23 protein-coding genes are annotated in these 20,874 nt (G+C 57.5%); 8 read left to right on the top strand and 15 right to left on the bottom strand.

Annotation, left to right across the window (positions count from 1 at the left end; genetic code table 11):
• The first annotated feature begins 17 nt into the window (after positions 1-17).
• The 3 genes from ACNFH5_RS27525 to ACNFH5_RS27515 are packed head-to-tail and all read left to right on the top strand — an operon-like array spanning position 18 to position 2,235.
• On the top strand, positions 18-1,328 hold the full coding sequence (locus ACNFH5_RS27525; protein WP_416751588.1) for a type II toxin-antitoxin system HipA family toxin: 1,311 nt from the start codon (positions 18-20) through the stop codon (positions 1,326-1,328).
• Between the two features lie 33 nt (positions 1,329-1,361).
• A complete protein-coding gene (locus ACNFH5_RS27520) occupies positions 1,362-2,057 on the top strand; it encodes a helix-turn-helix domain-containing protein (RefSeq protein ID WP_416751715.1) in 696 nt (231 codons plus the stop codon).
• Complete coding sequence (locus ACNFH5_RS27515; RefSeq protein ID WP_416751586.1) at positions 1,951-2,235, top strand: type II toxin-antitoxin system PrlF family antitoxin; 285 nt, start codon at positions 1,951-1,953, stop codon at positions 2,233-2,235. Before ACNFH5_RS27520 ends, ACNFH5_RS27515 begins: the two co-directional genes overlap by 107 nt.
• Before the next feature lie 1,312 nt (positions 2,236-3,547).
• On the opposite strand, the gene ACNFH5_RS27510 is transcribed toward ACNFH5_RS27515, so the two are convergent.
• The 11 genes from ACNFH5_RS27510 to ACNFH5_RS27460 all read right to left on the bottom strand — a co-directional run bounded on the left by ACNFH5_RS27510 (position 3,548) and on the right by ACNFH5_RS27460 (position 11,445).
• Positions 3,548-4,552 carry a tyrosine-type recombinase/integrase gene (locus tag ACNFH5_RS27510; protein WP_416751584.1) on the bottom strand — a complete coding sequence of 335 codons (1,005 nt, stop codon included), beginning with the start codon at positions 4,550-4,552 and terminating at the stop codon, positions 3,548-3,550.
• Positions 4,552-5,847, bottom strand: a complete 1,296-nt coding sequence (locus tag ACNFH5_RS27505; protein WP_416751582.1) for a hypothetical protein — start codon at positions 5,845-5,847, stop codon at positions 4,552-4,554. Before ACNFH5_RS27505 ends, ACNFH5_RS27510 begins: the two co-directional genes overlap by 1 nt.
• Positions 5,848-5,987: 140 nt before the next feature.
• The gene (locus ACNFH5_RS27500) at positions 5,988-7,169 is read right to left on the bottom strand and encodes a zonular occludens toxin domain-containing protein (protein ID WP_416751580.1); all 1,182 of its coding nucleotides are present in this window, start codon (positions 7,167-7,169) and stop codon (positions 5,988-5,990) included.
• Positions 7,170-7,181: 12 nt separating this feature from the next.
• On the bottom strand, positions 7,182-7,508 hold the full coding sequence (locus tag ACNFH5_RS27495; RefSeq protein WP_259753269.1) for a DUF2523 domain-containing protein: 327 nt from the start codon (positions 7,506-7,508) through the stop codon (positions 7,182-7,184).
• Complete coding sequence (locus ACNFH5_RS27490) at positions 7,508-9,016, bottom strand: virulence factor TspB C-terminal domain-related protein (RefSeq protein WP_416751578.1); 1,509 nt, start codon at positions 9,014-9,016, stop codon at positions 7,508-7,510. Before ACNFH5_RS27490 ends, ACNFH5_RS27495 begins: the two co-directional genes overlap by 1 nt.
• A 144-nt stretch (positions 9,017-9,160) precedes the next feature.
• Entirely contained in the window at positions 9,161-9,403 is a 243-nt protein-coding gene (locus ACNFH5_RS27485; RefSeq protein WP_242015387.1) for a major capsid protein, read from the bottom strand.
• Between the two features lie 13 nt (positions 9,404-9,416).
• Positions 9,417-9,629, bottom strand: a complete 213-nt coding sequence (locus ACNFH5_RS27480) for a hypothetical protein (RefSeq protein WP_218435645.1) — start codon at positions 9,627-9,629, stop codon at positions 9,417-9,419.
• A gap of 98 nt (positions 9,630-9,727) precedes the next feature.
• Entirely contained in the window at positions 9,728-10,141 is a 414-nt protein-coding gene (locus ACNFH5_RS27475) for a DNA-binding protein (RefSeq protein WP_138215344.1), read from the bottom strand.
• Between the two features lie 224 nt (positions 10,142-10,365).
• Complete coding sequence (locus ACNFH5_RS27470) at positions 10,366-10,593, bottom strand: hypothetical protein (RefSeq protein ID WP_416751575.1); 228 nt, start codon at positions 10,591-10,593, stop codon at positions 10,366-10,368.
• 3 nt (positions 10,594-10,596) lie between these two features.
• Complete coding sequence (pflM, locus tag ACNFH5_RS27465; RefSeq protein WP_416751573.1) at positions 10,597-10,929, bottom strand: lysogeny maintenance protein PflM; 333 nt, start codon at positions 10,927-10,929, stop codon at positions 10,597-10,599.
• Positions 10,930-11,229: 300 nt separating this feature from the next.
• Entirely contained in the window at positions 11,230-11,445 is a 216-nt protein-coding gene (locus ACNFH5_RS27460) for a DNA-binding protein (RefSeq protein WP_259753261.1), read from the bottom strand.
• Positions 11,446-12,007: 562 nt separating this feature from the next.
• Between ACNFH5_RS27460 and ACNFH5_RS27455 the strand changes: the two genes are divergently transcribed.
• Genes ACNFH5_RS27455 through ACNFH5_RS27445 form a run of 3 tightly spaced genes read left to right on the top strand, consistent with a single transcriptional unit; the run spans position 12,008 to position 15,241 of the window.
• Complete coding sequence (locus ACNFH5_RS27455; protein ID WP_259753260.1) at positions 12,008-13,132, top strand: PP2C family protein-serine/threonine phosphatase; 1,125 nt, start codon at positions 12,008-12,010, stop codon at positions 13,130-13,132.
• On the top strand, positions 13,116-14,171 hold the full coding sequence (locus ACNFH5_RS27450; RefSeq protein WP_416751570.1) for a serine/threonine-protein kinase: 1,056 nt from the start codon (positions 13,116-13,118) through the stop codon (positions 14,169-14,171). Before ACNFH5_RS27455 ends, ACNFH5_RS27450 begins: the two co-directional genes overlap by 17 nt.
• A complete protein-coding gene (locus tag ACNFH5_RS27445) occupies positions 14,171-15,241 on the top strand; it encodes a serine/threonine-protein kinase (protein WP_416751568.1) in 1,071 nt (356 codons plus the stop codon). Before ACNFH5_RS27450 ends, ACNFH5_RS27445 begins: the two co-directional genes overlap by 1 nt.
• A 401-nt stretch (positions 15,242-15,642) precedes the next feature.
• Here the strand turns inward: ACNFH5_RS27445 and ACNFH5_RS27440 are convergent, their stop codons facing one another.
• The gene (locus ACNFH5_RS27440) at positions 15,643-15,813 is read right to left on the bottom strand and encodes a hypothetical protein (RefSeq protein WP_371318959.1); all 171 of its coding nucleotides are present in this window, start codon (positions 15,811-15,813) and stop codon (positions 15,643-15,645) included.
• A 281-nt stretch (positions 15,814-16,094) separates the two neighbouring features.
• Here ACNFH5_RS27440 and ACNFH5_RS27435 point away from each other — a divergent pair, with 281 nt between their 5' ends.
• Positions 16,095-16,304 (top strand): cold-shock protein, encoded by a 210-nt coding sequence (locus ACNFH5_RS27435; protein WP_218435701.1) that lies wholly within the window; start codon positions 16,095-16,097, stop codon positions 16,302-16,304.
• A 225-nt stretch (positions 16,305-16,529) separates the two neighbouring features.
• Positions 16,530-18,374 (top strand): diguanylate cyclase, encoded by a 1,845-nt coding sequence (locus ACNFH5_RS27430; RefSeq protein WP_416751565.1) that lies wholly within the window; start codon positions 16,530-16,532, stop codon positions 18,372-18,374.
• A 31-nt stretch (positions 18,375-18,405) separates the two neighbouring features.
• Here the strand turns inward: ACNFH5_RS27430 and ACNFH5_RS27425 are convergent, their stop codons facing one another.
• The 3 genes from ACNFH5_RS27425 to ACNFH5_RS27415 all read right to left on the bottom strand — a co-directional run bounded on the left by ACNFH5_RS27425 (position 18,406) and on the right by ACNFH5_RS27415 (position 20,742).
• Positions 18,406-19,077 carry a hypothetical protein gene (locus ACNFH5_RS27425; RefSeq protein ID WP_416751563.1) on the bottom strand — a complete coding sequence of 224 codons (672 nt, stop codon included), beginning with the start codon at positions 19,075-19,077 and terminating at the stop codon, positions 18,406-18,408.
• An 88-nt stretch (positions 19,078-19,165) separates the two neighbouring features.
• Positions 19,166-20,386 carry a cytochrome c biogenesis protein DipZ gene (locus ACNFH5_RS27420; protein ID WP_416751561.1) on the bottom strand — a complete coding sequence of 407 codons (1,221 nt, stop codon included), beginning with the start codon at positions 20,384-20,386 and terminating at the stop codon, positions 19,166-19,168.
• Between the two features lie 83 nt (positions 20,387-20,469).
• Complete coding sequence (locus tag ACNFH5_RS27415) at positions 20,470-20,742, bottom strand: DUF2790 domain-containing protein (RefSeq protein WP_416751559.1); 273 nt, start codon at positions 20,740-20,742, stop codon at positions 20,470-20,472.
• Positions 20,743-20,874: the final 132 nt, after the last annotated feature.

The raw sequence follows: 20,874 nt of genomic DNA, 5'->3' as shown, positions 1-20,874 counted from the left end.
GGTGACCGGAGGGGAGCATGTCAAAGCCCCTGCAGTTAACTCTTCAGGCGTACATAGGTGATCGCTGGTACGACGCGATCAACATGGAATTCATCCATCCCAAGCAGGGGCGTTTCGGCCCCTGCGCATTTCGTTATGCAGATGCCTTCCTGACCGCATTTTATGATGAGCTTGGCTCTCCCCTCGCTCCCTCCATCAGCGCGTGCCATCGCCTCGATTGGGATTGCCATTACTCGTCTGGCTTCCCGGCCTTTCTCTACGACATTGCTCCCTCAGGAGCGGCGCGGAGGTTTTTGGCACGAAGCAATATGGAGCGGAGGCTGGATATTGCGCAGGACTTGCACTGGCTGAAGTTGTGTACGCCCGCGCCAATTGGACACCTGCGAGTGAAGGAATCGACAGAGCTTGTGTCAGAAGCTCCAACTGAAACTCTGCACCGCGAAGAGGTGATTCAGCAAAACCTCCGCCTCCTCGAGCCAGGCAATGAATATGGAATGGCTGCCGGTGCCCTTGGTGCAGGCGGCGAAGCTCCCAAGCTACTGTTGACTGAAACCCGGGCGGGAGTGCTTCAGGCCGATGCAGCACTTCCTGATCATTTGGCGAAGAGACATTGGCTAGTGAAGTTTCCGCGCCGTGCAACCTCATTGGATCGAGACATTCTGTACAGCGAATATCTCTACTATCAGGCTGTTGGTAAGGTGGGGCTGGAGTCAATTGCGCTGGATGGGCTGTCATTCGAGGAGGATCGTATTCCCAGCCTCTGGATGCCCCGCTTTGATCGATATGTCCTCAAGGAGCAGGTGCGACGAGTTCCCGTGGAGTCGATTTATTCTCTCTGCGGCAACGTGCAACCAGGCTCCTCCATGAGACACGAGAACGTGATCGCCGCCCTGGCAGCGCTATGGCGCGACGCAGGACAATCTCACCAGATTGAAGACCTCGTGTTCGAATATCTACGCCGGGATTTGCTCAATCGCGTTTTGGGCAACCCTGATAATCACGGACGAAACATCGCAGTTCTGCGCGAAGGTCAGCTGAAGCTAGCTCCCATCTATGATCTCGCGCCGATGGTGCTCGATCCTGAGGGCATCACCCGCTCGACCAAATGGACAGCAGAACGCTCTGAGCGGCAGGTATGGTGGCCTGCATGCCAGGCGTTGGCGGAGTTTGCTGAACCTAGCGCAATGTTTGATCGGCTGCGTGACACCGCTCAGACGTTCCGTGCATTGCCCGACCTTCTCTGTGATTTGCCCACAGCAGTCAGGAACGCCGCTGTCATCCCCCTCAATAATCTGGATGTGCGCCTGCGTGAGTGGGGCCTTCGATGAAGTGATGTGCCGGGACAGCATGAGGAGAAGGACATGTCGAAAACCGTGACGCCCCAAGACACCTTTTGCAGTGCTTGCCTCCGGGTGCTTCCACTTGAAAATAGTCGTCCCCAGTGTGGCGAGTTGACTGCGAACTGGGGACAAGGAGCAAGACACGCCGGTGAGAATTACCGGCTGAGTCTCTGTGAAGCTTGCTTCTTTTATGCCCTTTCAAGCCTTCGTAGGGATCAACGCACAGTGAGACTTTTCGATGATGCGCCCTGGCCTGATGAAGAGCGCTTCGGTCGAGTGGATCACGCTCCCCCCACGACTATGGAGGTTCTGCCGAAACCCACCTTGTTGGAGCACGCCTGCGCGCATTGGTTCTTTGTAGAACCACTACTGAGAAAGCCCGCGAATGAGCGGGACTACCTAGCTTTGGTGGAGGTGCTAGATCAGCTATTGGCCATGATCGGAAATGACGAAATGCACCCGTTTTCAGGGCTTTCCGCCCGAATTGGTGACAGCCTGGAAGAGTACGACGCGACTCACTATCCGGCGTCCCAGGTAAGCGCAGCTGCAATGTTGCACTATCTGATGACCGAGCATGATCTAACTCCTGCGGACCTGCCAGAGGTGGCCGATGCGAAAGTCGTTGGCGACCTTCTCAGCGGAAAACGCCAACCCACTCGGCGACAAATCGTGGCGTTGTCGAAACGCTTTGGAGTATCCCCTGATGTGTTCCTCTGACCAGAAAGACCAGGATGCAGACACGATGGATGACCCGGCGCTCTCCCGGTTTCTGGCGCTATTGGCTAGAGACATTTCTGCTCATCCAGAGCGCTTGTTGGCCGTGGACGCGAACCTCAGACAGCGTGCTCAGAGCCTTGTTGAGGGTATTGCCGTAGATCTTGATGCTCCGTTGTGATCCTCGGAACACGTCACCTGGCTTTAGCTCATCCACTCCCCCGCTGTCCAAGAGGTATGGATATGGCGCCTTTCCTCAACTAGATGGATCAACAGCCTAACCTCGCCCTCTCAGCACAAAAAATTCTTCGCATTGGTGCTGGAAATTATCTGAAATCCGGATATCATGACGACGTGCTGACCTGATCAGTTCCTGATATCGACTGCATCCATATCCATCCGGAGAAGCAGTCGATATGCGGCCTAAGGCGAATGGTTGCATTTCCCTTCGCCCGCTCCAGAACACCCTGCCGAACCCCTGAAATGCCTAGCGTTTCGGGGGTTTTGCGTTTTTGGGGGCGGGAAGGTGTCGAAAAAGTGTCGAAACAGCTCAAAAGACACGCATAAAAAAGAGGAGATGGATTACCCATCTCCTCTCCTACTGAGCGCTAGAAATCGAACGCTAGCTGCCCAGGGTGGCTCCTGTAGTGGGACGAAACATCTTCCCACCGTCCAAAGCGGAACCTACGGTATTGATGCACATATACCATCCGCAGCCGCCGGTATCGCGAAGCATGCTACTTCTCCTTCTTCCGGCGAATACGAAGCCGCCAGGCCTTTAGGCCATACGCCCTCGCATCCAGGAGGCGGTTACCGCACTTCCTGTAACGGCAGTAAACGTACTCAAACTCGTCGTCTTTGCTGTCCATACTTGGACTCCTCGCAAACGAGAAGCCAGACAGAACGAGAGGTGGTACAAATATCTGATCTACACGCTTGACCAGATAGGCTTCCTGAGCCTAAAAGTGATTGTGCGAAAACGTGCAAATCTGTAGAATGCCAAACCGCCTCCAGTCTTATCGGGCTTGGGGTTTAGCGCTCTGAAGGGCTCAGTTTGACGGCCGACCCAACTTTGCGCTGCTAATGCCCTTGCCACTCGCGTGGCAGGGGCGTTCTTTACTGGATATAATTCCAGCACTTTATATGCTATCGCCCCAAAATAGGGCGGTCAAGCATATCTCTCATATCCAAGCTTCAATACCTACCTTCTGTAGCGTCGGCTGCAGCTTTCTCTGCCTTAAATCCCTTTGCTGGCGGCCATCATATTGACATGGCGACCAACGGCTGAGCACAAGATATGCCCTTAGCGCCGTGATTGCAAGGCGACAAATAGGGGAAAAGCTGTGGATAACTTGTGTGCAACATGTGACTTATGCACCGGTGCATAAATCGGTCTAGACCCCATTCCTACGGGCTTACACGCAAAGTGTAATTTCTAACGTCCTGATCAGGTCATAAATTAACCACAGCACTGCCGTACCAGGAGCTGACCACTACATATTGTGGTTACTGTCGTTCACCGCGAGCGGCCCATACCTCACCGCATCAATCAGATGTTCGGGCGATAAATGCGCATAGCGCATTGTCATCGACAGCGAGGCGTGCCCCAGGATGTGCTGCAACGTCACGATATGCCCACCGTTCATGATGAAGTGACTGGCAAAGGTATGGCGTAGCACGTGGCTGGCCTGCCCTCTCGGAAGCTTGATCGACGTGGAGAGCAACACCATGCGGAACACGCCGAGGCAGTTGGTGAAAGGTCCGTGGGTCCGCCAGTGTTGGCGAATCTCGCTGGCCAACTGCTCGGAGATCGGAACCGAGCGAACACGTTTCGACTTGGTGTTGGCGAAGATGACCGTATTGCCTTTCAACCGCTCGGGAGTCAGAGCCTGGGCTTCTCCCCATCGAGCACCTGTTGCGAGGCAGATGCGAGCGACCATCTTCGGATGCGGCGACGTAGTGCGAGCATCGAGCGCGGCCAGCAACTCGGACACCTGATGCTTGGTCAGGTACGACAGCGGCTTTTCCTGAAGCTTAAGTGGTCGCATGCGTCCGACAGGATTCTCGTAGTCGATGGTCCCGAGCTGCCGGAGTTCGTTGTACATGGACTTGAGGTAGCCGAGGCGGTTATTGGCGTACTTCCCCGACATGCCTTTAGCGACCTGCAAGGAGCGCACACGGGCCACTTTGGCCGGCTCCAGGGTTGCCGCTATAGGATCGCCCAAGTCCTTCGCTATCAGCCGCAGAATCGCCACGCAGCGCTTGCCGTTGGCGAGAGTCTGTCCGTGCAGTTCATACCAGAGTTCGACCAGCTCGGAGAGTTTGCGGCGGTCCTTGGGCTTGATCGACCAGCTAGGATTTTCGGCGCATTTCTGGCGCGCGTTGGCTTCGAACTGCTGCGCTTCCATCTTGGTCTTGAAGCGCTTACGGAAACGCTTTCCCTTGATCGGCTCGACATCGACAAACCAACGGCCATCGAGGAGCTTGGTGATGCTCATTAGATCGCATATCCCCGCTTCAAGTACCGGTCGTTGATGAGCCCGATGATGTGCCTTTCGAGGTCGCGAGTGCTGTAGCCCTTGGCGGTGTAGTGATCCTCAATCACATGCCAGAAGGGAAGCGTTCTCCCGACCTCAAGGGCTTTTTTTGGCGGTACGCGCTCCCTTGCGATCAGGCTGGCGAACTGGCCCAGGAACATCTCACAGTTCTTGCCCGAGAATCCCTGAGCTGTCTTGTAGTAACGACGGTATTCCGTGCGCTCAATGAGCGGATCGGCCTCTACCTGCACCTTGGTATCCAGGGTTATCAACGACCAGAACGGATCGAACCACTTCGGGTTATCCAGCAAGAGGCGGAAGCTGTCGCAGGCGTATTCCCACAGCCCTTGCAGGTGCGGGCAGAGGCCCGAGTAGGTGCGGCAGCCGATCACTTCACCAGAGGCCATACGGGAGCCTTCGGAGAACTGCTGCACCACCGAGTGATGGAAGCGGAACTCGATGCGCCACACCGTTTCCAGGGGGTTGTAAGCGGGTTCGCCATCGCCAAAGGGATCGCCGTTGAGGGAGGCCCAGACGTTTTCCCAATAGTCGAGCTTGTCCGTGCTCCGGGCCTGTAGCGTCTTGTTGTAGATGCAGAGTTGCAGGCCGTTGGCCGAGCCAAACATGAAGGTCTCACCGCGCCCATACACCGAGGCATTGCCGTCGAATTCGATACGGTCGATCCCGCTGATTTGGCGCACCCGGTGCGAGCGGCAGCGCATGCGGTCAACGAGGTCAGAGGTAGGCGTCCACCCCTGCACGTCGAGCGCGAGGTGCACGGCGCATTGGTTCACTTCGCAGCCAGCCAGGACACCCGCCGCAAGGTCATCGAGCACACCTTGCAGAATCGTCGGATCGGCGCCATCCAGGGCGTGCGGAGACACTTCAATCTTGAGGTGCGGGCCGATGTTTTCGAGCTTCACGTTGTGGTTCTTGATCAGCAGGATCAGGCCCATATCGGCGTTCTGGAGCCGGTACTGGTAGCCCGAATCACGCCCTACCCTGCCCTTGGCCCACTGGTAGCCGGCGAACTCTACGATGTCTTCGGGTTCATCGAACACCGCCATGACCTCGGGACGAATCAGGCCGTTGTAAAGCTGACGGAGCGTGTCCACGCCACAGCGAAGCAGGCGCACGCCGGATAGGTCAGTGAATTTGGCCAGCTTGTCATCGAAGAACAAACGCCCTTCGGGCGACTCATAAATCTCGCCACCGGGTTTGAGGGTGACACGGACTTGGTGTTGTGGCTTGGTCATTGGAAACACTCCAAATAGGAACAAAACGAAACAGTGATCAGTGGGTTATCCGACGTGTTACAGGGTCGTCGGCCGCCCCGCCGGGCCGTTTGCGGGTGGCCTCCTGCGTCGGCTCAAACCGCAAAACGGCCCTGGCGGGCTCACCACAGGAATCTGCCCTTCTCATAAGGAATGACCGTCACCGTGGGCCCGCTGGGCTCATTGCTGGTCGTTGGCTGGGCGCTCGGGTAGATCGGGGGTGGAGGTGACGGCTGCGCCATGCGCGCATCAGGGCCGGTGCCACGGTCGGGCAAGGTCGGATCGAAGTAACCGTTGCGCGCCACGCTGAGGCAGAACTCGAAGCTGGTGGCGAACTTGGTCGCCTGCTGCGTGTAGCACTGGCACGACTGGCCGTCCTTGACCGTCTCCGGCGGCCGTCGCTCTACCAGCCTCGGGTCACTGGTGGACAAACAGTAAATGCGTGGCTTGCTGACTGGGGTGGTGAGCTGGTCGTACACCGGGGCCGAGGCTGGCAGGTCAGCAATGCGGGGTTTTCGCTGCTCGATGTACTGCTCGGGAGTGACAGGCTTCGGGGCGTCGCCGCCGTTAGGGCTGATCAGCGAGCCCACCATCGACTTGGCCTGATCGACCATGCCGGGTTGGGTTTGCTGTGCGCTGGCCGTGGCCGCCGCTTCTGCCGGCTTGCTGCCCTGCTGGTAGCGCTCGAAGGCGCGATACACCATGAAGCCGGCGCCGACGATCACCGCCAGGGCGAGCACCATCTTCTTCGGCGGCTTGAATTTGAAATGGTGCTGCGCCTGGGTGCTGGTGTAGACGCCGAAGTACTTCTTATCGAGCTTGATGACCGTCTTGTCGGCATCCTTGAAGCTGGTCTTCTTCTCGACGGCCTCGATCACGGCTTCGGATTCGAAGCGCAGCAGCTGCTGGCTCTTGAACACCCGCCAATAGTGGATATGGCCGTTGCACAGGCGGCGCAGGTGCACATCGATATAGCGCGGGTCCTGAGTGACCAGATGCACTTCGTGGCCCTGATGGCGCATCGTTTCGAAGCGGGTGATGTGCTCCGGCGGGCGATTGCGCGGGTCGCGCGCGCCGAACCAGCCCTGGGCCTCGTCCACGACGATGATCGCGTCCTGGGGCAGCTCATACCATTTGAACGGGTCTTCGAACTCGAACCAGGCTGCTTCGAGTTTCTCGGGCTTGAGGCCGGCGACGTTGTGGAAGTAGACGATGCGGCCTTCAGCTTTGGCCTTGGCGTCCACTTCGCGAATGGTGTTGAGGGTTTTGCCGTGGCCGGGCTTACCGGTGCGGATATAGAGCATGACCGGTCCCCCTTAGGCGTCGATGTAGTCACGGCCCGGCGGGTTCCACACCTGCCGACGGAGACGGTCCTGCGCCTTGAGCCAACCCGCCATCAAGGCACGGGTGGTGACCGCAGCGAGATACATGTTGATCGCCACATCGATCTTCGCGAGGCCGAGGATCTGCTGAATGGGCACGGCGACGTTGCCCATCTGCGACATCAGGTAACTGCGGGCCATGTCGATCAGCAGGTTGAAGCCGACGTAGCTGACGACCGCAAAGCCGATGGCGCGCAGGACCATCTTTACGATGGGGACAGCGATGATCAGGAGCATCTGGACGATAAAGGCGTATTGCATCATTCACCTCCTAAGGAGCGCCCGACGTAGAGGACGCAGAAAGCCCCGACCGCGATAACGATCAGGTAGCCAAGGTCAGTGGCAGCCGCGCACAGCGGCTCATAGGTCACGGCGAAGGTGCGGCCGCCGTTGGTTCTGAGGGAGAAGGTCTTGTCAGCCGGGCAAGAAGCCGGGAGAAAGCGCGTGCCCTGGTTGATGAAGGACGGGATTTGAATCTCGGTGCTGTCGTCCATTTCGAACTTGGCACCGGTGACGGCGGCCTTGATGTCGGCCTCATGCTTCTCGTAGTCGCTCTGCTTTTCGTAGGCGCAGCGCAGGGCTTTTTCCTGGGTCAAGACTGCGCAATCGATGGCGTCGCCGGAGCAGGACAGCGGCACGTCGCAGGGCTCACCGGAGGCGAGGCGTTCGGGCTTTTCCTCATCCTCCTTGTCCTTTTCTTCGTCGGGCTTTTCCTGAGGGTCACCTTCATCCGAGGTGGTTTGCTCGCCGGTCTTCTGGCCGTCCTGATAGGTCGTGGTGGTGGTGACCGTGTCGTAGTCGAAGTACGAGTCGCCGTAGCGGATGTTGTAGGTGGTGTTGGTCGTGGTGGAGGTGTTGCCGAGAGTGCCGTCCGGCCGGTTGTAGGTGCCGGTGGTGGTTTGCTTCGGGCCCTGGACGGAAGCCGGGCCGGTGATGATCGCCTTCGATTGCTTCTGCAGGTCGTCGTAGCAAGCCTGCGGGGCCAGCGAACCCTCGCAGGTGGCTTTCAGCAGATCGCGCAGAAAGGGGGCGGTCTGCGCGCTCACCCACGGGTCCAGCTGATTCAGGTCGGAATCAGTGACGTCGGTCTTCAGCGACTGGACTTCATCAATGGAAATAGTCCGGGTGGCGGAGGTCGGCCAGTAGCCGGTGGCGCGGTTCCAGTCGTAGCCGAGCGCGGTGTTGGTGCAGTTGTTGAGAAATCTGTAGCCCGAAGGAATGCCATCGCCGGGCTTGGCGCCGGACGGCCATGCGCCGATGGCATAGGTGACGCCACCACTGGTCACCACCTTGATCTTGTTGAGGACCTCGGTGGTCGGGTACTGACAGGCATCGATAGAGCCGGTGCCGCTGCCTGACACCGGGATGCCATCCACCGACTCCTGTTTCTTTTGCAGCTTGGTGTTGTCGTCCGACATCACCCAGCCCACCGCCGCGATGGCTCCGGAAATGGCGGCGCTCATCGCCAGCTGGCCGGCATTGGTCTTGAGGCCGGCCTTGAGCTTGGAGCCGATGCCGCTGACCGGGATGGTGACCTTGGGCTTTACCGTGACCGGAGTCTTCGCAGCGGATCCGCCCATCCAGCCCTTGCGCTCGGCTTCGAGCAGAAGATCGGCGTTGGATTTCGACGGCACGTAGCCGGTAATCGAGCCGTTGGCGGCGCTGTAGCCAGGGCCGGCCTTGATGAAGGGATCGACCTTCACCCGCTCGGTGGCAATCGTCGGTGTGGCGACCAGGGCGGCGAGCAACAGAATCAGAAAACGGCCCATGGTCACACCCGTCCGAACAGGACCACGGCGAAGGCCACGGTGGTGACGATGAGGACGAACCATTGAACGGACATTGTTCGGACTCCAGAAGAAAGAACCCCGCCGGAGCGGGGTTCGGTGCTTCGGCTGTTAGGCCGGGTGGGCTTACAGGGCGCGGCGCATGTACTTGAACGCCGCGGCGGCGACCAGCACGGCGAAGACGGCCCAACCGATGGTGTTGGTGTCGTCGCCGGCGGTGGTCAGGGCGGCAGTGGCGTCAGCCGGTACAGCCGCATAGGCGGTGGCCACCAGGGTGGAACCGACAGCGGCGATGCCAACCACCGCTTGGCGAGCGCGGCGGCCGTAGCCGGAGGCGCGGTTTTGCAGGTGGGTCTTGAGCTGTTTCATGGGTATTACCTCGCTACTTGAGCAGTCGTTTGAGGACCAGGAAGCCGAAGGCAATGCAGAACAGCGCGAGGACTTCGCCGCGCAGTTCTGCCACCTGATCCCAGGTGAGTGCAGAGCCGAACTCGCTCTGCATTTCCTCGCTGGTGACGACGTGCAGGGTGCCGGTACAGATGGCCGAGCCATCGGCGCTGACAGCCCAGCTGCCGTCACAGGCGAGGAAATTCACAGGAAGCGCGCCACGCCATCGAGCCAGCCCCACAGGTAGCCGGTGGCGAGACCCACAGCGAACAGGGAGAGGTATCGAGTCATGGCGCTACTCCCGAATTAGCTCTTGGCCGAGTCGCCGGGTTTGTCGGCGGCGGGCTGTTGAGTGGGGCGCTGAGCCTGCGGAGCGGCTGGGCGGGCGGGTGCCGGCGCGGCTGCGTCTTTGCCAGTGGCGAGCAGTTCGGTCAGCACCTGGGTGTTCTTGGTGTTGCCGAAGCGGTCTTTGGTCGGACGGACCACGGTGGCGAACTTGCAGAGCACCGGAGAGCCTTCGAAGACGATGCCGTCGAGCAGGGTCGGCTCGATGTCGTACTGGGTGATTTCGAAGCCACGGGCATTGCCGCGAGCGCCGTCCGGGATCGGCGAAATGGCCTGAACGCTGGCGTAGATTTCGCCGGAGGTTTTCGAGGTGAAGGTGTCGGTCTGAGTAACCCACAGTTCAACGATTCCGCCAGTGGTCGCAAACATGTTCATCTGAAGCTCCTTTGCCTTTTTCGGGCATGAGTTGGCCCGCTGCTGCAAATTGGGCGCGTTGGTGGCCGTCTTTCAGCGGGTGTGGTGGTGCCTGGGTTTTGCGGTGGTGCGGGCGGTGAGTGGGGAAAACACCAAGGGCGCTGCCCTTGTCATCCCGCTCTCGCCGCCGAGGGCTCAGGAGCGCGGGGCGGTGAAGCTGCCCCTCGCTCCCGAGCGGAGGCTATTCAGGGCGGGGGGCGGTCAAGGGTGCGCTTCGCCCGGCGCTCCGTTTGTCCGAACGGGAAAGCGCGTTCGGACAAGCCGGTGCGGCGGCCCTGGACCTGATTGGCCTGGGTGCGGTTGTGGCGGTCAGCCCACTTCGAAATTTCGTGGGCCACGCACATCAGCGGAAAGCCAACGCAGGTGAGAAGAGCGAACAGCAAGGTAAGACTGAAGGCGGCGTCAGTGTGCATAACTCAGGCCTCCAGCTCGAAGGGCTCGCGGATCGGCACGAAGGGAGTCGGTTTGCCGCTGTCGTAGACAACGTGCCAGTACTTCGGAGGACGGAGCGCGGGCATGTGTTTCGCGCAGGTAAAACCCGGTTCCACCCGGTACGTCGAGTGGATCGAGCGCCACACTCCCGCGACCAGCGCCATCGTGGTAACGACCGTGAAGACTCGCGTAGGGCGGCATTCGGTGCAGCGTGTGGACTGGCAGGGATCGGGCTTCGCCAGTTCGCGACGGGACCAACAGACAGAGCAGTCGCAGTCCGGGGCGTGCGGTTGGTGCGGGCGCTTCGAGGGACTCATCAGCTATCGCCTCCCCTGCTTTCTGGCAGCGTTTGAACGCCTCCCAAGACGGCATCACAGGACCAGCATTGAGAGCGCTGGGGAATGGACGGCCGCTGTATCCGATCGCGTTAAAAACGAGGGCTTCCATGCGGGAGAACTCGTCGTATCCGATCTCCCCAGCCATTTCGAGAGCGTCGATAAATCCCAGCAGACGGCCATAGCAACTGGCGTTGTGATCCCGCGCCCAAGTGCCGAGCTGCAAATCAGAGCAGCGAAAAAGAGTCAGCGTCCGCAGAAACTCGGCACGAATCTCAGCCTTCATGCCGTCCACTCCTGTTCCAGCAGCCACGTACGAAGCAGCGCGCTATTCACCATGCGAAGCTTGCCGAGCTTCACAGAGGGCAGGACGCCCCGATAAACCCAAGCGCGGGCAGTGCCAAAGGTGACGCCGTTGCGTTCCGCCCATTTCTCGATGGGCTCTACGTCCTGTTGCGGCCCTACCAGGGCATTGGGAGACAGCTCTTCCAGTTCCATGCTCGTTCCGTCACTATTCATTCCATTAGGACGAGAAGCCCTAATAAATTATTTATCACAGGCCAATCCTAGCACTGATAAATAATTCATCAATAAATTATTTATTAGCTCTTAGAGCGTTTTGGAATGATAGAAGAGCGGGTTAGAACCCTTGTGAGGTTTATCGGTGCGACAAAACTGGCCGAAACCACCGCTATTACAGAGCGACAGCGCTGGCAGACCGTCGCGACTAACCGCAAGGTCAAAGCCCGCATAGAAGACTTGGAAGAGCTGTTACGAGTGTTCCCTCAATACGAGCTATGGCTTCTGAAAGGTGACGTAGATCCGGCTCGAGGTCAGATAGCCCCTGGCTACGAGGAAGCAGATGCCAAATTAGCCGTACCCGGCGCGGGATAGAGCTAACACGGACAGTGGCACTGCGTTGGTACGTCAAAAAAGGGAATTAAGCACAAGGAGTGTAATTAAATGCCTAGCTACCACGAATCACTTAAAAACCCTTTGCCCCTCTGCTTAACTCAGCACGACCATCTAAATTTCGCCCACTTTCATCGAAGCCATTGATATGTTGAATAGTACATTAATTAAGTGGCTGTCTAGAGATGTCCCGGACAAGAGCAGTGGACTGACAGCAAGAAAAAACATCGCACTATTTACGGACATTGGTTTAAAGAGATCACAGAACCAAGACCGCGTTGCCTGCTTAAAAGTTAGCGGGAACGAAAAAAATGACGGTGGCTTTTTAGCGATTGCCATTTCGGATGGAATGGGTGGAATGAAGGATGGAGCAGAGTGTGCTACTAGAGCAATAGCCTCCTTCTTCAATTCGCTAATAAAATACCGGCACCGCCCAGAAATGGAAAGATTGCGGCAGTCGACCATAGACTCTAACGACTGTGTTTACGATTTTTCCGGTGGAGCCGGCGGCGCAACTCTTTCAGCATTACTAATAACAGAAAAACATGGAACATTTTCGGTTAATGTCGGAGATAGCCGAATTTATGCCGAGACGATTGAGTCACCTAGACAACTACGCAGACTGACGACAGATGATTCTTTAGCAGAAGCAGTAGGTGGCCATGGCCGAGAGCTACTTCAGTTCATGGGAATGGGCCCAGGAATACGGCCTCACATTAGCTTCATTAATAACACCTATAACCGCTTCCTCTTGACGACTGATGGCATTCATTTCCCTGAAGAGAGCATGTTTTCTTCAATCTTCATAAACTCTGCGGATATCTATCAAGCTGCTCAGCGACTGGGGACTCTCGCTCGCTGGCTAGGTGCTCCTGACAATGCTTCTGGCGCAGTCGTTTCTCTACAAGATGCAAAAGAACTCATCACAAAAGATGAATCCTCCATTCAAATCCTTGACCCATTCAGTGAACTTCACATTGCTTGGATCAAAGATGAGGTGAGAAATCATTCACCAAATGAACTCCGTCCTATAGAAAGACAACCACCGGCGCCTAGCTCTACGCCAGCATTGCCAGTCGAAATTGGTAACGAACCGGAAGCTAAAACTCCGCCTGACAACGACCAAAGACCTAGCCCAAACAAGAACAGAAAAAGCAAGGCAAAAAAGAAGACAAAGCTTCCAAAAGTTGAAGCACCAAAAGATGAAGATCTTCAAATCGTAATTGAAATGGATATAGAGCATAAGGATAGTGCTGATGATTCTTCCAAGTAGATATGAACTATCCGCCCCTTTGACTGCCGGCGGAATGGGTGAAATATACAAATGCACCGACACCCACCTCAACAGAGAAGTCATCCTCAAAGTCCTAAAAAAGGGCGAAGAGGCCCGTCGACTGCTAGATGAGCAAAAAGCCCTTCTTCAAATTCGCTCAAGGCACGTTGTTCAGCTTTACGACATAATTGAGATAAAAGAAGACGGAAACACAAACCAGGCACTAATTCTAGAATTTATCGATGGAGACACTCTCACACCCGGCTGCCAAAGCTTAGACAATGAATATTTGAAAACACTTTGGCAAATAGCTTGCGGACTCTCAGCCATACATGCTTCGGGAATTATCCACCGAGACATCAAACCTTCCAACATAAAAATTGACTCCAGTGGAAACCTGAAGATTCTCGACTTCGGACTGTCCCGGAGGCATGGCGAGGACGCAGCTACAGTTAACGCCATTGGCACCCCTATCTTTATGGCTCCGGAATTGTGGAAAAAGAGTGATGTCAGTTTCGATAACTCGATTGATGTATACGCCTTCGCAATAACCGCGCTTGCGCTGAAAAAGGATCAGCGAATCCCGGCAACGCTCACAGCTTACCCACCGGGAAAAATAGAACCGGGAGAGCTGAATGAATATCTCAAAGGAATACCTTCCGACATTATAGGTTTACTTGAAGATTGCCTCAGCCATGACACACAAAAGCGCCCCCACATTAGCGAAATAGAGAAAACTCTAAATCGTCACTTGCTTCACAATAAGCATCGAGCACTGTTAGTTGCAAACGGAGCCACGTACGAACTGAATAAAGACTCGACTAACGTCAACGTAAAAATCGCATCACTCGGGGAAATAAGTATTAACTATGACGGCTATCAATTCATAGTCAAATCCCAATCCGGACAAGTCACCGCCAACAATAGAAATATCGCAAATGGTGAAGCTCTGCCTCACTGCTGCGTCCTGACATTCGGCACAGGATCTAGCAGAAGATTTATAACTTTCGACGTGTCTAATCCGGAGGTAATGCCATAATGAAAAAAGACCTTCTGATATCTAATAGATACCAAGTAATAAAACATATCGGCAGTGGCGGCATGCAAGATGTATATCTCGCAAACGATAAGTTACTAGGAATGCACGTCGCGCTAAAAACCCCACAAGCTGGGCAAGCCGAAAAACGATTCAAGAACAGCGCTATTATTGCGGCAAAAATCAACAATCACAATGTTGCAAAGACATTAGACTACATCGAAGAAGACGAGCAATTCTTCTTGATTGAAGAGTTTGTTGAAGGGGAAACCCTTGACGCGAAGTTAAAGAAATTTGGATTCCTTGACCCCCACTTAGCAGCACACGTTCTTCATCACCTAGCTAAAGGCATACTGGCATCGCATAGAGCAGGTGTAATTCATAGAGACTTAAAACCAAGCAATATCATCACCTCCCACGGCGTGAATTTATACGAATTAAAGATCACAGATTTTGGTATCGCCACCTTAACTGAAGAAGTTTTCGAGGACGCACATAGAAAGGGGGACTTCACCAACTCAACATCAGGAACAATTAAAGGAGCCCTTCCATTTATGGCTCCTGAAATGATGTTCAGAAAGGCAGGTGATCGGACTGAAAAACCAGTAGACATTTGGTCCCTTGGCGCAATGATGTTCCTTCTATTAACTGGCGAACACCCTTTTGGTTTATACCTAGATGCGGCGGTTAATGTTAAGACCAAGGATCGAAAACCGTGGCCGGCATTTATGACCTCCAACCCCCAATTCAAACCGCTGTCCGAAGAACTGCAAAGAATTGTAGATAGTTGCTTAGCCTACGAGGCCGAGAAAAGACCTACAGCTCTTCAACTCGCTCAAATGTGCCAACACTTATGCTATTTAGGAACAGAACGAGAAGAGGCCACAGTTACCAATCTTATTCAGAATGGATTTAGTGGGTTCGCGGAGAACGATAAAAAATCTGTTTTCTTCAGTATGGAAAGCGTATACGGCCCAACCAGACCTAGCGCTGCAGCCAATAGCAATATTTGCTTTTCAAGCTTCCCTGGCCACCCTAGGGAACGGGCGCACCCCATTTTGGTACTCAAATAGACGAGTTGGGCCGGGATTCTGTGTCGAAAAAGTGTCGAAATAGAGGGGACACAATGGCATTAAATGAACATGGCAGGCGGCTGCATTCCCCCTAACGATACTCACTGGGATGCTCTAACACTACATCTTCGAGGGTTCGATTCCCTTCGCCCGCTCCAGAATCCCAAACAAAAGCCCCCGGCAACTGACGTTGCCGGGGGCTTTTGTTTTCCGGCCCAGTCCTTTGGGCACCTATCAGAACGGTAGGTCGCTTGGGGCAGGAGAAGGAGATGGTTGCCACGCCATCCCATTACCTATTGCACTTCTCGCGAGCAGCAGTGACAGGCACCAAGCCGCGCCTGGGTGTGCGTCCCAAGAACCGTATCCGACGATACGGCCTTTGCGTTGCTACGGAGGAGGAATCAGGCGTCGGGCTTTTTCGGCCTCGCGATGGTGAATTCGGACCGCTTGTATGGCTCCTTGCGACCATGCTTGCCAGCGGGAATTTCCTGGATCTCTCCTCCTTTCGAAAGAAAGGCCGAGACTTTCTTGTCCAGCTCCAAACGTGCGCTTTTCGTCTCTGAATCGGACATCAGGTCACCCAAGGTGATGAGCCGCCAGATTGGCGACTAGGGGCCCACTATACGCGGGCAATCCGCGCCGCATTGACCGCCTGACTGATTTCTGCAATTTCACGCAAAATCGCTACCTATTCCCCGCCAACTCTGTATGCTGCCCGCCTGCCTGCTCGGTTTAGCGGCATCCGTTTGATGATTTGTCTTCTTGATTCTCCATCCTTGCGGCCCCTTCACTTCGCATCCAGTCAGACCACGCATGTTGTTGGGTCTGATTACTTCCTGATTGGAGATTCATCATGGCAACTCGCCAAACCGGTATCGTCAAATGGTTCAACGCTGAAAAGGGCTTCGGCTTCATCACCCCGGAAAGCGGCCCGGACGTCTTCGTCCACTTCCGCGCCATTGAAGGCACAGGCTATAAATCGCTGGACGAAGGCCAGAGCGTCAGTTTCAACGTGACCGCCGGCGCCAAAGGTCCGCAAGCTGAGCAAGTGCAAGTGATCTGACCGTAGCGGTCAGGAGAAGCCCCGCGAATGCGGGGTTTTTCGTTTCTGGCCATCCCGTCCCGGAGGCATCCACTCAGACCCACTGCGTCGCCAGGCCCGAACCGTGTTCCCGTTCATTCAGGATCACGAAAGTAGACTCTGTGTTTTTGGCGGCAACAAACCAGGTCTTGTAGAATTTCCTACATCACCATCTGACCGATACCACCTTCAGTCCGGACTCTCCGTATGCCCGCTTCTGCATTGCACCGGCAGCTGATGTCCTGGCTCCTGCTTCCCTTTTTGCTGTTCACTCGCCTCGCTTGCGCAGGGACAGTGGTCGATGCTGCCAGCGTCACCACCCAGCCGCTGACGCTGACCACCTATGTGTCTGTCCTCGAAGACCCAACCGGCAACCTGACGCTGGCGGACGTGCAATCTCCCGAGCTGCAGACGCGCTTCCAGGGCGACCAGCCCCCGGGCAGCGCACTGGCGATGGGGTTCACCCGCTCGGCGTTCTGGTTGAAGTTGCAGTTGAGCAACTCCAGCGACGCGCCGTTGCAGCGGTTTCTCGTCGTGGAAAACCCGCGGGTGTCCCACGTGCAGGCAAGCATTCCGCAGGCCGATGGCTCGTATAAAACCATCAACACCGGCAGCGATGTGCCGCAGTCGAGCAAGGTCTATCCGAACCGTAATTTCGTCTTTCCGCTGAACCTGCCGGCGCAGTCGGAGCAGGTGCTGTACCTGCGGGTCGAGTCCAGTATCGGGCTGCTGGTGCCGCTGCAGCTATGGCCGGTGAAGGCGTTTCACGCCTACGAGCGCGACGACTACACCGGTAAGGCGTGGTACTTCGGTATCGCCATGGCGATGATCCTGTTCAATCTGATGCTGCTGTTCGCCCTGCGCGACCCGATCTACCTGCTCTATGTGATTTTCGTGAGCTGCACGGCCGGGGCCTTGGCGATCAAGAACGGCCTGGCGCCGGACTGGTCGCTCCTCGGTGAACCGCTCAACTCCAACGTCATCTACTACTCCGGCGTGTCGCTGGCCCTTGCCGCGCTGCTGCTGTTCGCCCGGCGGATGATGCAGCTCGACCGCCTGCTGCCACGCCTGGACTGGGTGTTGCGCGGGATGATCGCCCTCTACCTGGTCAGCCCGATTGCCTATGCGCTCGCGCTGCCGTATGTCTCGCGCGCGGGCATCCTGCTGAATTTCGCCACCGCGCTGATCCTGCTGCTGTGTGCGGCGCTCTGCGCCTTCAAGCGCCAGCGCAGCGCATTCTTCTTCATGGCGGCCTTCGCCCTGCTGATGCTCGGCGGCGCGATGACCTCGCTGCGCGCCATGGGCATCGTGCCGACCAATCTGTTCACCGTGGACGGTCTGCAGCTTGGCTCGGCGATGGAGATGATCGTGCTGGCCTTCGCCCTCGCCGATCGCTTCAACGTGATGCGTCGGGAGAAGGCGCGGGTGCAGGAGGAGTTGATCCGCGCCCAGCAGCAGCTTGTGGATAATCTGCGCACCTCCGAGCACGAACTGGAGTTACGTGTAGCCGAGCGCACCGACGAGCTGCGTGAGCTGAACAACCAGTTGGAAGCCATGAGCCTGACCGATGCCCTTACCGGCATCGCCAACCGCCGCCGCTTCGACCAGGTGCTGGACCAGGAATGGGGGCACGCGCGCCGCTCCGGCGAATGTCTGGCCCTGGCGGTGGTCGATGTGGATTGGTTCAAGCACTACAACGACCACTACGGTCACCCGGCCGGCGACGCCTGCCTGCGCGAGATAGCCCAGGCACTGGCGACCACGGTGAACCGTTCCACCGACCTGGTGGCGCGTTACGGTGGTGAGGAGTTCGTCTTCCTCGCGCCGATGACCGACCTTGCGGGTGTGCGTGGCATGGCGCAGAAGCTGCTGCAGGCGGTGGAAGCCCTGGCGCTGGCCCATGAGCTTTCCCCGTTGGGGCGGGTGAGCGTCAGTATCGGTGTGGCGGCGTCGGTGCCAGGCCAGGAAGCCTCCGCCGACGTGCTGGTGGCAAGGGCGGATGCGGCGTTGTATGAGGCGAAGAAGCAGGGGCGGAACCAGCTGGTGGGCTGAGGGCGATGCTTCTCAAGCCAGCCGGCAGCTCTTACTGACCGCCCTCAACAATCCGCCGGTACTCCTGCTGATACTGCTCATACGGCAGGTTGCGCTGCTGTAGTTCGGCGAGCTTCTCCTCAAGGGAGGCCTGTGCGGCCGCCTTCGATGGTGAGTTCGCGACAGATTGGGATCGGGCAAGCACACTAGCGCCACGTACATCCGCCACAATTGATTGCGACAACGCTTCCAGTTGCTTGTCAGTCATCGCAGAAAGAATCCCCTCCCAAGCACTGGACGATGTGTCGTAGTTGCGCGAGCCCATGAGCTTGCCGGTCTGCCCATCGAGGTATTGCACCTCGGAATTGACCCAGGCGTTGCCGACCATCACACCAAGGTTCACCCGTTCACCGGTGGTCAGATAACGGAAGTTCGTGACATTGATCCGGACCAGGATCGCAGGTGCCTGCGTCAGGCGTGTCTCCCCCACCTGCTCCGAGTACTTCATGCCTGCCGCCACAGCCTGGCGCTGCATGGCGTTCATCCAGACGTTACGCAGTACGCCCCATTCGGCATTGTTCTGTACCCGCTCGGTGCCTGTGATGTTGAGGACGATGGAGCCACGCGTGTCGGAATACAGCGCCAGAGGTTCCTCGGCAGACTTTTTCACATGAGCGGCACACCCCGCCAGCAACACCATGAACAATACAGCGATCAGCTTCATACGACCTCCCTGTCAGCAATGAGCTCATTTTGACATCACTCAGTAGCATAAGGGAAAGGGCGGATATCCCATCCGCCCCATCGCTCACTCAAGCCCCAGCCTTCGCCCCATCCCGCTCCCTCAACAACGCCTGAATCACCTGCTCCTGCTCGTCATACCCGCCCTCGCCAATTGACAGGTGACGAACCCGTCCCTGCGCATCGATGAAGTAATGCGCCGGCCAGTACTGGTTGGCGAAGGCGTTCCAGATGCGGTACTGGTTATCCAGCGCCACGGGGTAGTGGATGTCGTGTTTCGCCACAGCAGAGCGAACGTTGGCGGGGATACGCTCGTAGGGATACTCCGGGGTATGCACGCCGATCACTACGAGGCCCTGATCCGCATACTTCTTCGCCCAGGCGTTCACGTACGGCAGGCTGTGCTGGCAGTTGATGCAGTCGTAGGTCCAGAAGTCGACCAGCACCACCTTGCCACGCAGGTCCGAAAGCTTCAGTTCGGGGCTGTTGATCCACTCCACCGCGCCTTGCAGTTCTGGAGCGGGGCCGAGGTCGGGCAGCCGTTCGGCGCCATGGGCCATGTCGCCGGGCATCAGTTGGCTGATGAGTGCGGGCACGCCGTCGATGACCTTATGTTCCAGGCTGTTCACCAGTGTGGATGAGCTACCCGATGCCAGTTGCGCGCTGGTGCCGCTGGCGATGCCGACCACGGCCAGCAGGGCCAGCACGCCGGTGGCGCGGCGCAGGCCTTCGATGACGGCCAGGCGCGGACGCAGGTGTTGCATCAGCCGGCGACCGGCGAAGAGCACGACGCCCAGCACAGTGGCGCTACCCAAGCCGTAGGCAAACAGCAGCAGGCTGGTCTGGGCGCTCGGGCCTTGCAGCATGGCGCCAGAGAGAATCAGCCCCAGCACCGGTCCGGCGCAGGGCGCCCACAGCAGGCCGGCGGCGAAGCCCAGCACCCAGGTAGAAAGTACCGGAGGAAGGCGGCGCGACTCGCCCTGCAGGTGATCACCGATCCACGCCCAGGGCTTGGCCAGCCAGTCGCTGAAACGTGGCCAGAGCAGCGCTAGCGCGGAGACCGACAACAACGCCAGGGCAAACCAACGTCCCCATTCACTGGCGGCGATCACCCAGTTGCTGGAGACGGTCGCCAGGCTCGCCAGCACGGCAAAGCCGCTGGCCAGGCCGAGCAGCGTGACCCAGGGCGACCACGCCGGGCCGCCAGCGCGCTGCAGCAGCAAGGGCAATATGGGAAGGATGCAGGGGCTGAGCAGGGTCAGCGCCCCGCCGAGAAAGGCGATGAGCAACATGGGCACCTCGGTGGGCCGTCGGCCCGTGGGGGTCACGCTTGAGATAAACGCCGCGGCCTTCCGTGGCCACGGCTCAGGGGGAATCAACCGCCTTCGTTGCAGTTGGTGGCGAACTTGCGGTAGGCCACGCTGTGCGGCTGGCCGTGGGAATCCAGGTAATCCATGCGGGCGTTGACGATGCCGCAGTCGAAGGGCGACGACGCCTCTTCCTGGATGGCGATGACCTGCTTCACGTCCAGTTTCTGGCCGTAGTGGTAAGGCTCGGCGGGCTGGGTGTCAGCGGCCTGGGCGCCGAAGCTGGCGAAAGCGGCAATGGCGGCGAAGAGGCAAGCGTTGGCGATCTGGATGGTTTTCATGGCGGTTCTCCTGTCCTGTGTCGGGTTTGGCCGGCGGGGCTGTCTGCCTCGCCGTTGGTGCCCATTTCACGTTCAGGAGGTATCGGGCTTGTGTCGCGCAAGCCCCTGGTTTGCCGCGCCGGGTATCGGCGA

This window comes from Pseudomonas sp. NY15435, assembly GCF_048068295.1.
Lineage (GTDB): Bacteria > Pseudomonadota > Gammaproteobacteria > Pseudomonadales > Pseudomonadaceae > Pseudomonas.
Note: the sequence above shows the minus strand (reverse complement) of the source record. Positions and strands in the feature narration are given on the sequence as shown.

Excerpts from the sequence above, each read along its gene's own strand:
- ACNFH5_RS27420 (WP_416751561.1), bottom strand. The coding sequence starts at position 20,386 with ATGTTGCTCATCGCCTTTCTCGGCGGGGCGCTGACCCTGCTCAGCCCC.
- ACNFH5_RS27495 (WP_259753269.1), bottom strand. The coding sequence starts at position 7,508 with ATGCAATACGCCTTTATCGTCCAGATGCTCCTGATCATCGCTGTCCCC.
- ACNFH5_RS27515 (WP_416751586.1), top strand. The coding sequence starts at position 1,951 with ATGCGAAAGTCGTTGGCGACCTTCTCAGCGGAAAACGCCAACCCACTC.
- ACNFH5_RS27520 (WP_416751715.1), top strand. The coding sequence starts at position 1,362 with ATGTCGAAAACCGTGACGCCCCAAGACACCTTTTGCAGTGCTTGCCTC.
- pflM (WP_416751573.1), bottom strand. The coding sequence starts at position 10,929 with ATGAGTCCCTCGAAGCGCCCGCACCAACCGCACGCCCCGGACTGCGAC.
- ACNFH5_RS27435 (WP_218435701.1), top strand. The coding sequence starts at position 16,095 with ATGGCAACTCGCCAAACCGGTATCGTCAAATGGTTCAACGCTGAAAAG.
- ACNFH5_RS27510 (WP_416751584.1), bottom strand. The coding sequence starts at position 4,552 with ATGAGCATCACCAAGCTCCTCGATGGCCGTTGGTTTGTCGATGTCGAG.
- ACNFH5_RS27500 (WP_416751580.1), bottom strand. The coding sequence starts at position 7,169 with ATGCTCTATATCCGCACCGGTAAGCCCGGCCACGGCAAAACCCTCAAC.
- ACNFH5_RS27505 (WP_416751582.1), bottom strand. The coding sequence starts at position 5,847 with ATGACCAAGCCACAACACCAAGTCCGTGTCACCCTCAAACCCGGTGGC.
- ACNFH5_RS27525 (WP_416751588.1), top strand. The coding sequence starts at position 18 with ATGTCAAAGCCCCTGCAGTTAACTCTTCAGGCGTACATAGGTGATCGC.
- ACNFH5_RS27460 (WP_259753261.1), bottom strand. The coding sequence starts at position 11,445 with ATGGAACTGGAAGAGCTGTCTCCCAATGCCCTGGTAGGGCCGCAACAG.
- ACNFH5_RS27485 (WP_242015387.1), bottom strand. The coding sequence starts at position 9,403 with ATGAAACAGCTCAAGACCCACCTGCAAAACCGCGCCTCCGGCTACGGC.
- ACNFH5_RS27445 (WP_416751568.1), top strand. The coding sequence starts at position 14,171 with ATGAAAAAAGACCTTCTGATATCTAATAGATACCAAGTAATAAAACAT.
- ACNFH5_RS27450 (WP_416751570.1), top strand. The coding sequence starts at position 13,116 with ATGATTCTTCCAAGTAGATATGAACTATCCGCCCCTTTGACTGCCGGC.
- ACNFH5_RS27425 (WP_416751563.1), bottom strand. The coding sequence starts at position 19,077 with ATGAAGCTGATCGCTGTATTGTTCATGGTGTTGCTGGCGGGGTGTGCC.
- ACNFH5_RS27470 (WP_416751575.1), bottom strand. The coding sequence starts at position 10,593 with ATGCACACTGACGCCGCCTTCAGTCTTACCTTGCTGTTCGCTCTTCTC.
- ACNFH5_RS27455 (WP_259753260.1), top strand. The coding sequence starts at position 12,008 with ATGTTGAATAGTACATTAATTAAGTGGCTGTCTAGAGATGTCCCGGAC.
- ACNFH5_RS27440 (WP_371318959.1), bottom strand. The coding sequence starts at position 15,813 with ATGTCCGATTCAGAGACGAAAAGCGCACGTTTGGAGCTGGACAAGAAA.
- ACNFH5_RS27430 (WP_416751565.1), top strand. The coding sequence starts at position 16,530 with ATGCCCGCTTCTGCATTGCACCGGCAGCTGATGTCCTGGCTCCTGCTT.
- ACNFH5_RS27415 (WP_416751559.1), bottom strand. The coding sequence starts at position 20,742 with ATGAAAACCATCCAGATCGCCAACGCTTGCCTCTTCGCCGCCATTGCC.
- ACNFH5_RS27475 (WP_138215344.1), bottom strand. The coding sequence starts at position 10,141 with ATGAACATGTTTGCGACCACTGGCGGAATCGTTGAACTGTGGGTTACT.
- ACNFH5_RS27490 (WP_416751578.1), bottom strand. The coding sequence starts at position 9,016 with ATGGGCCGTTTTCTGATTCTGTTGCTCGCCGCCCTGGTCGCCACACCG.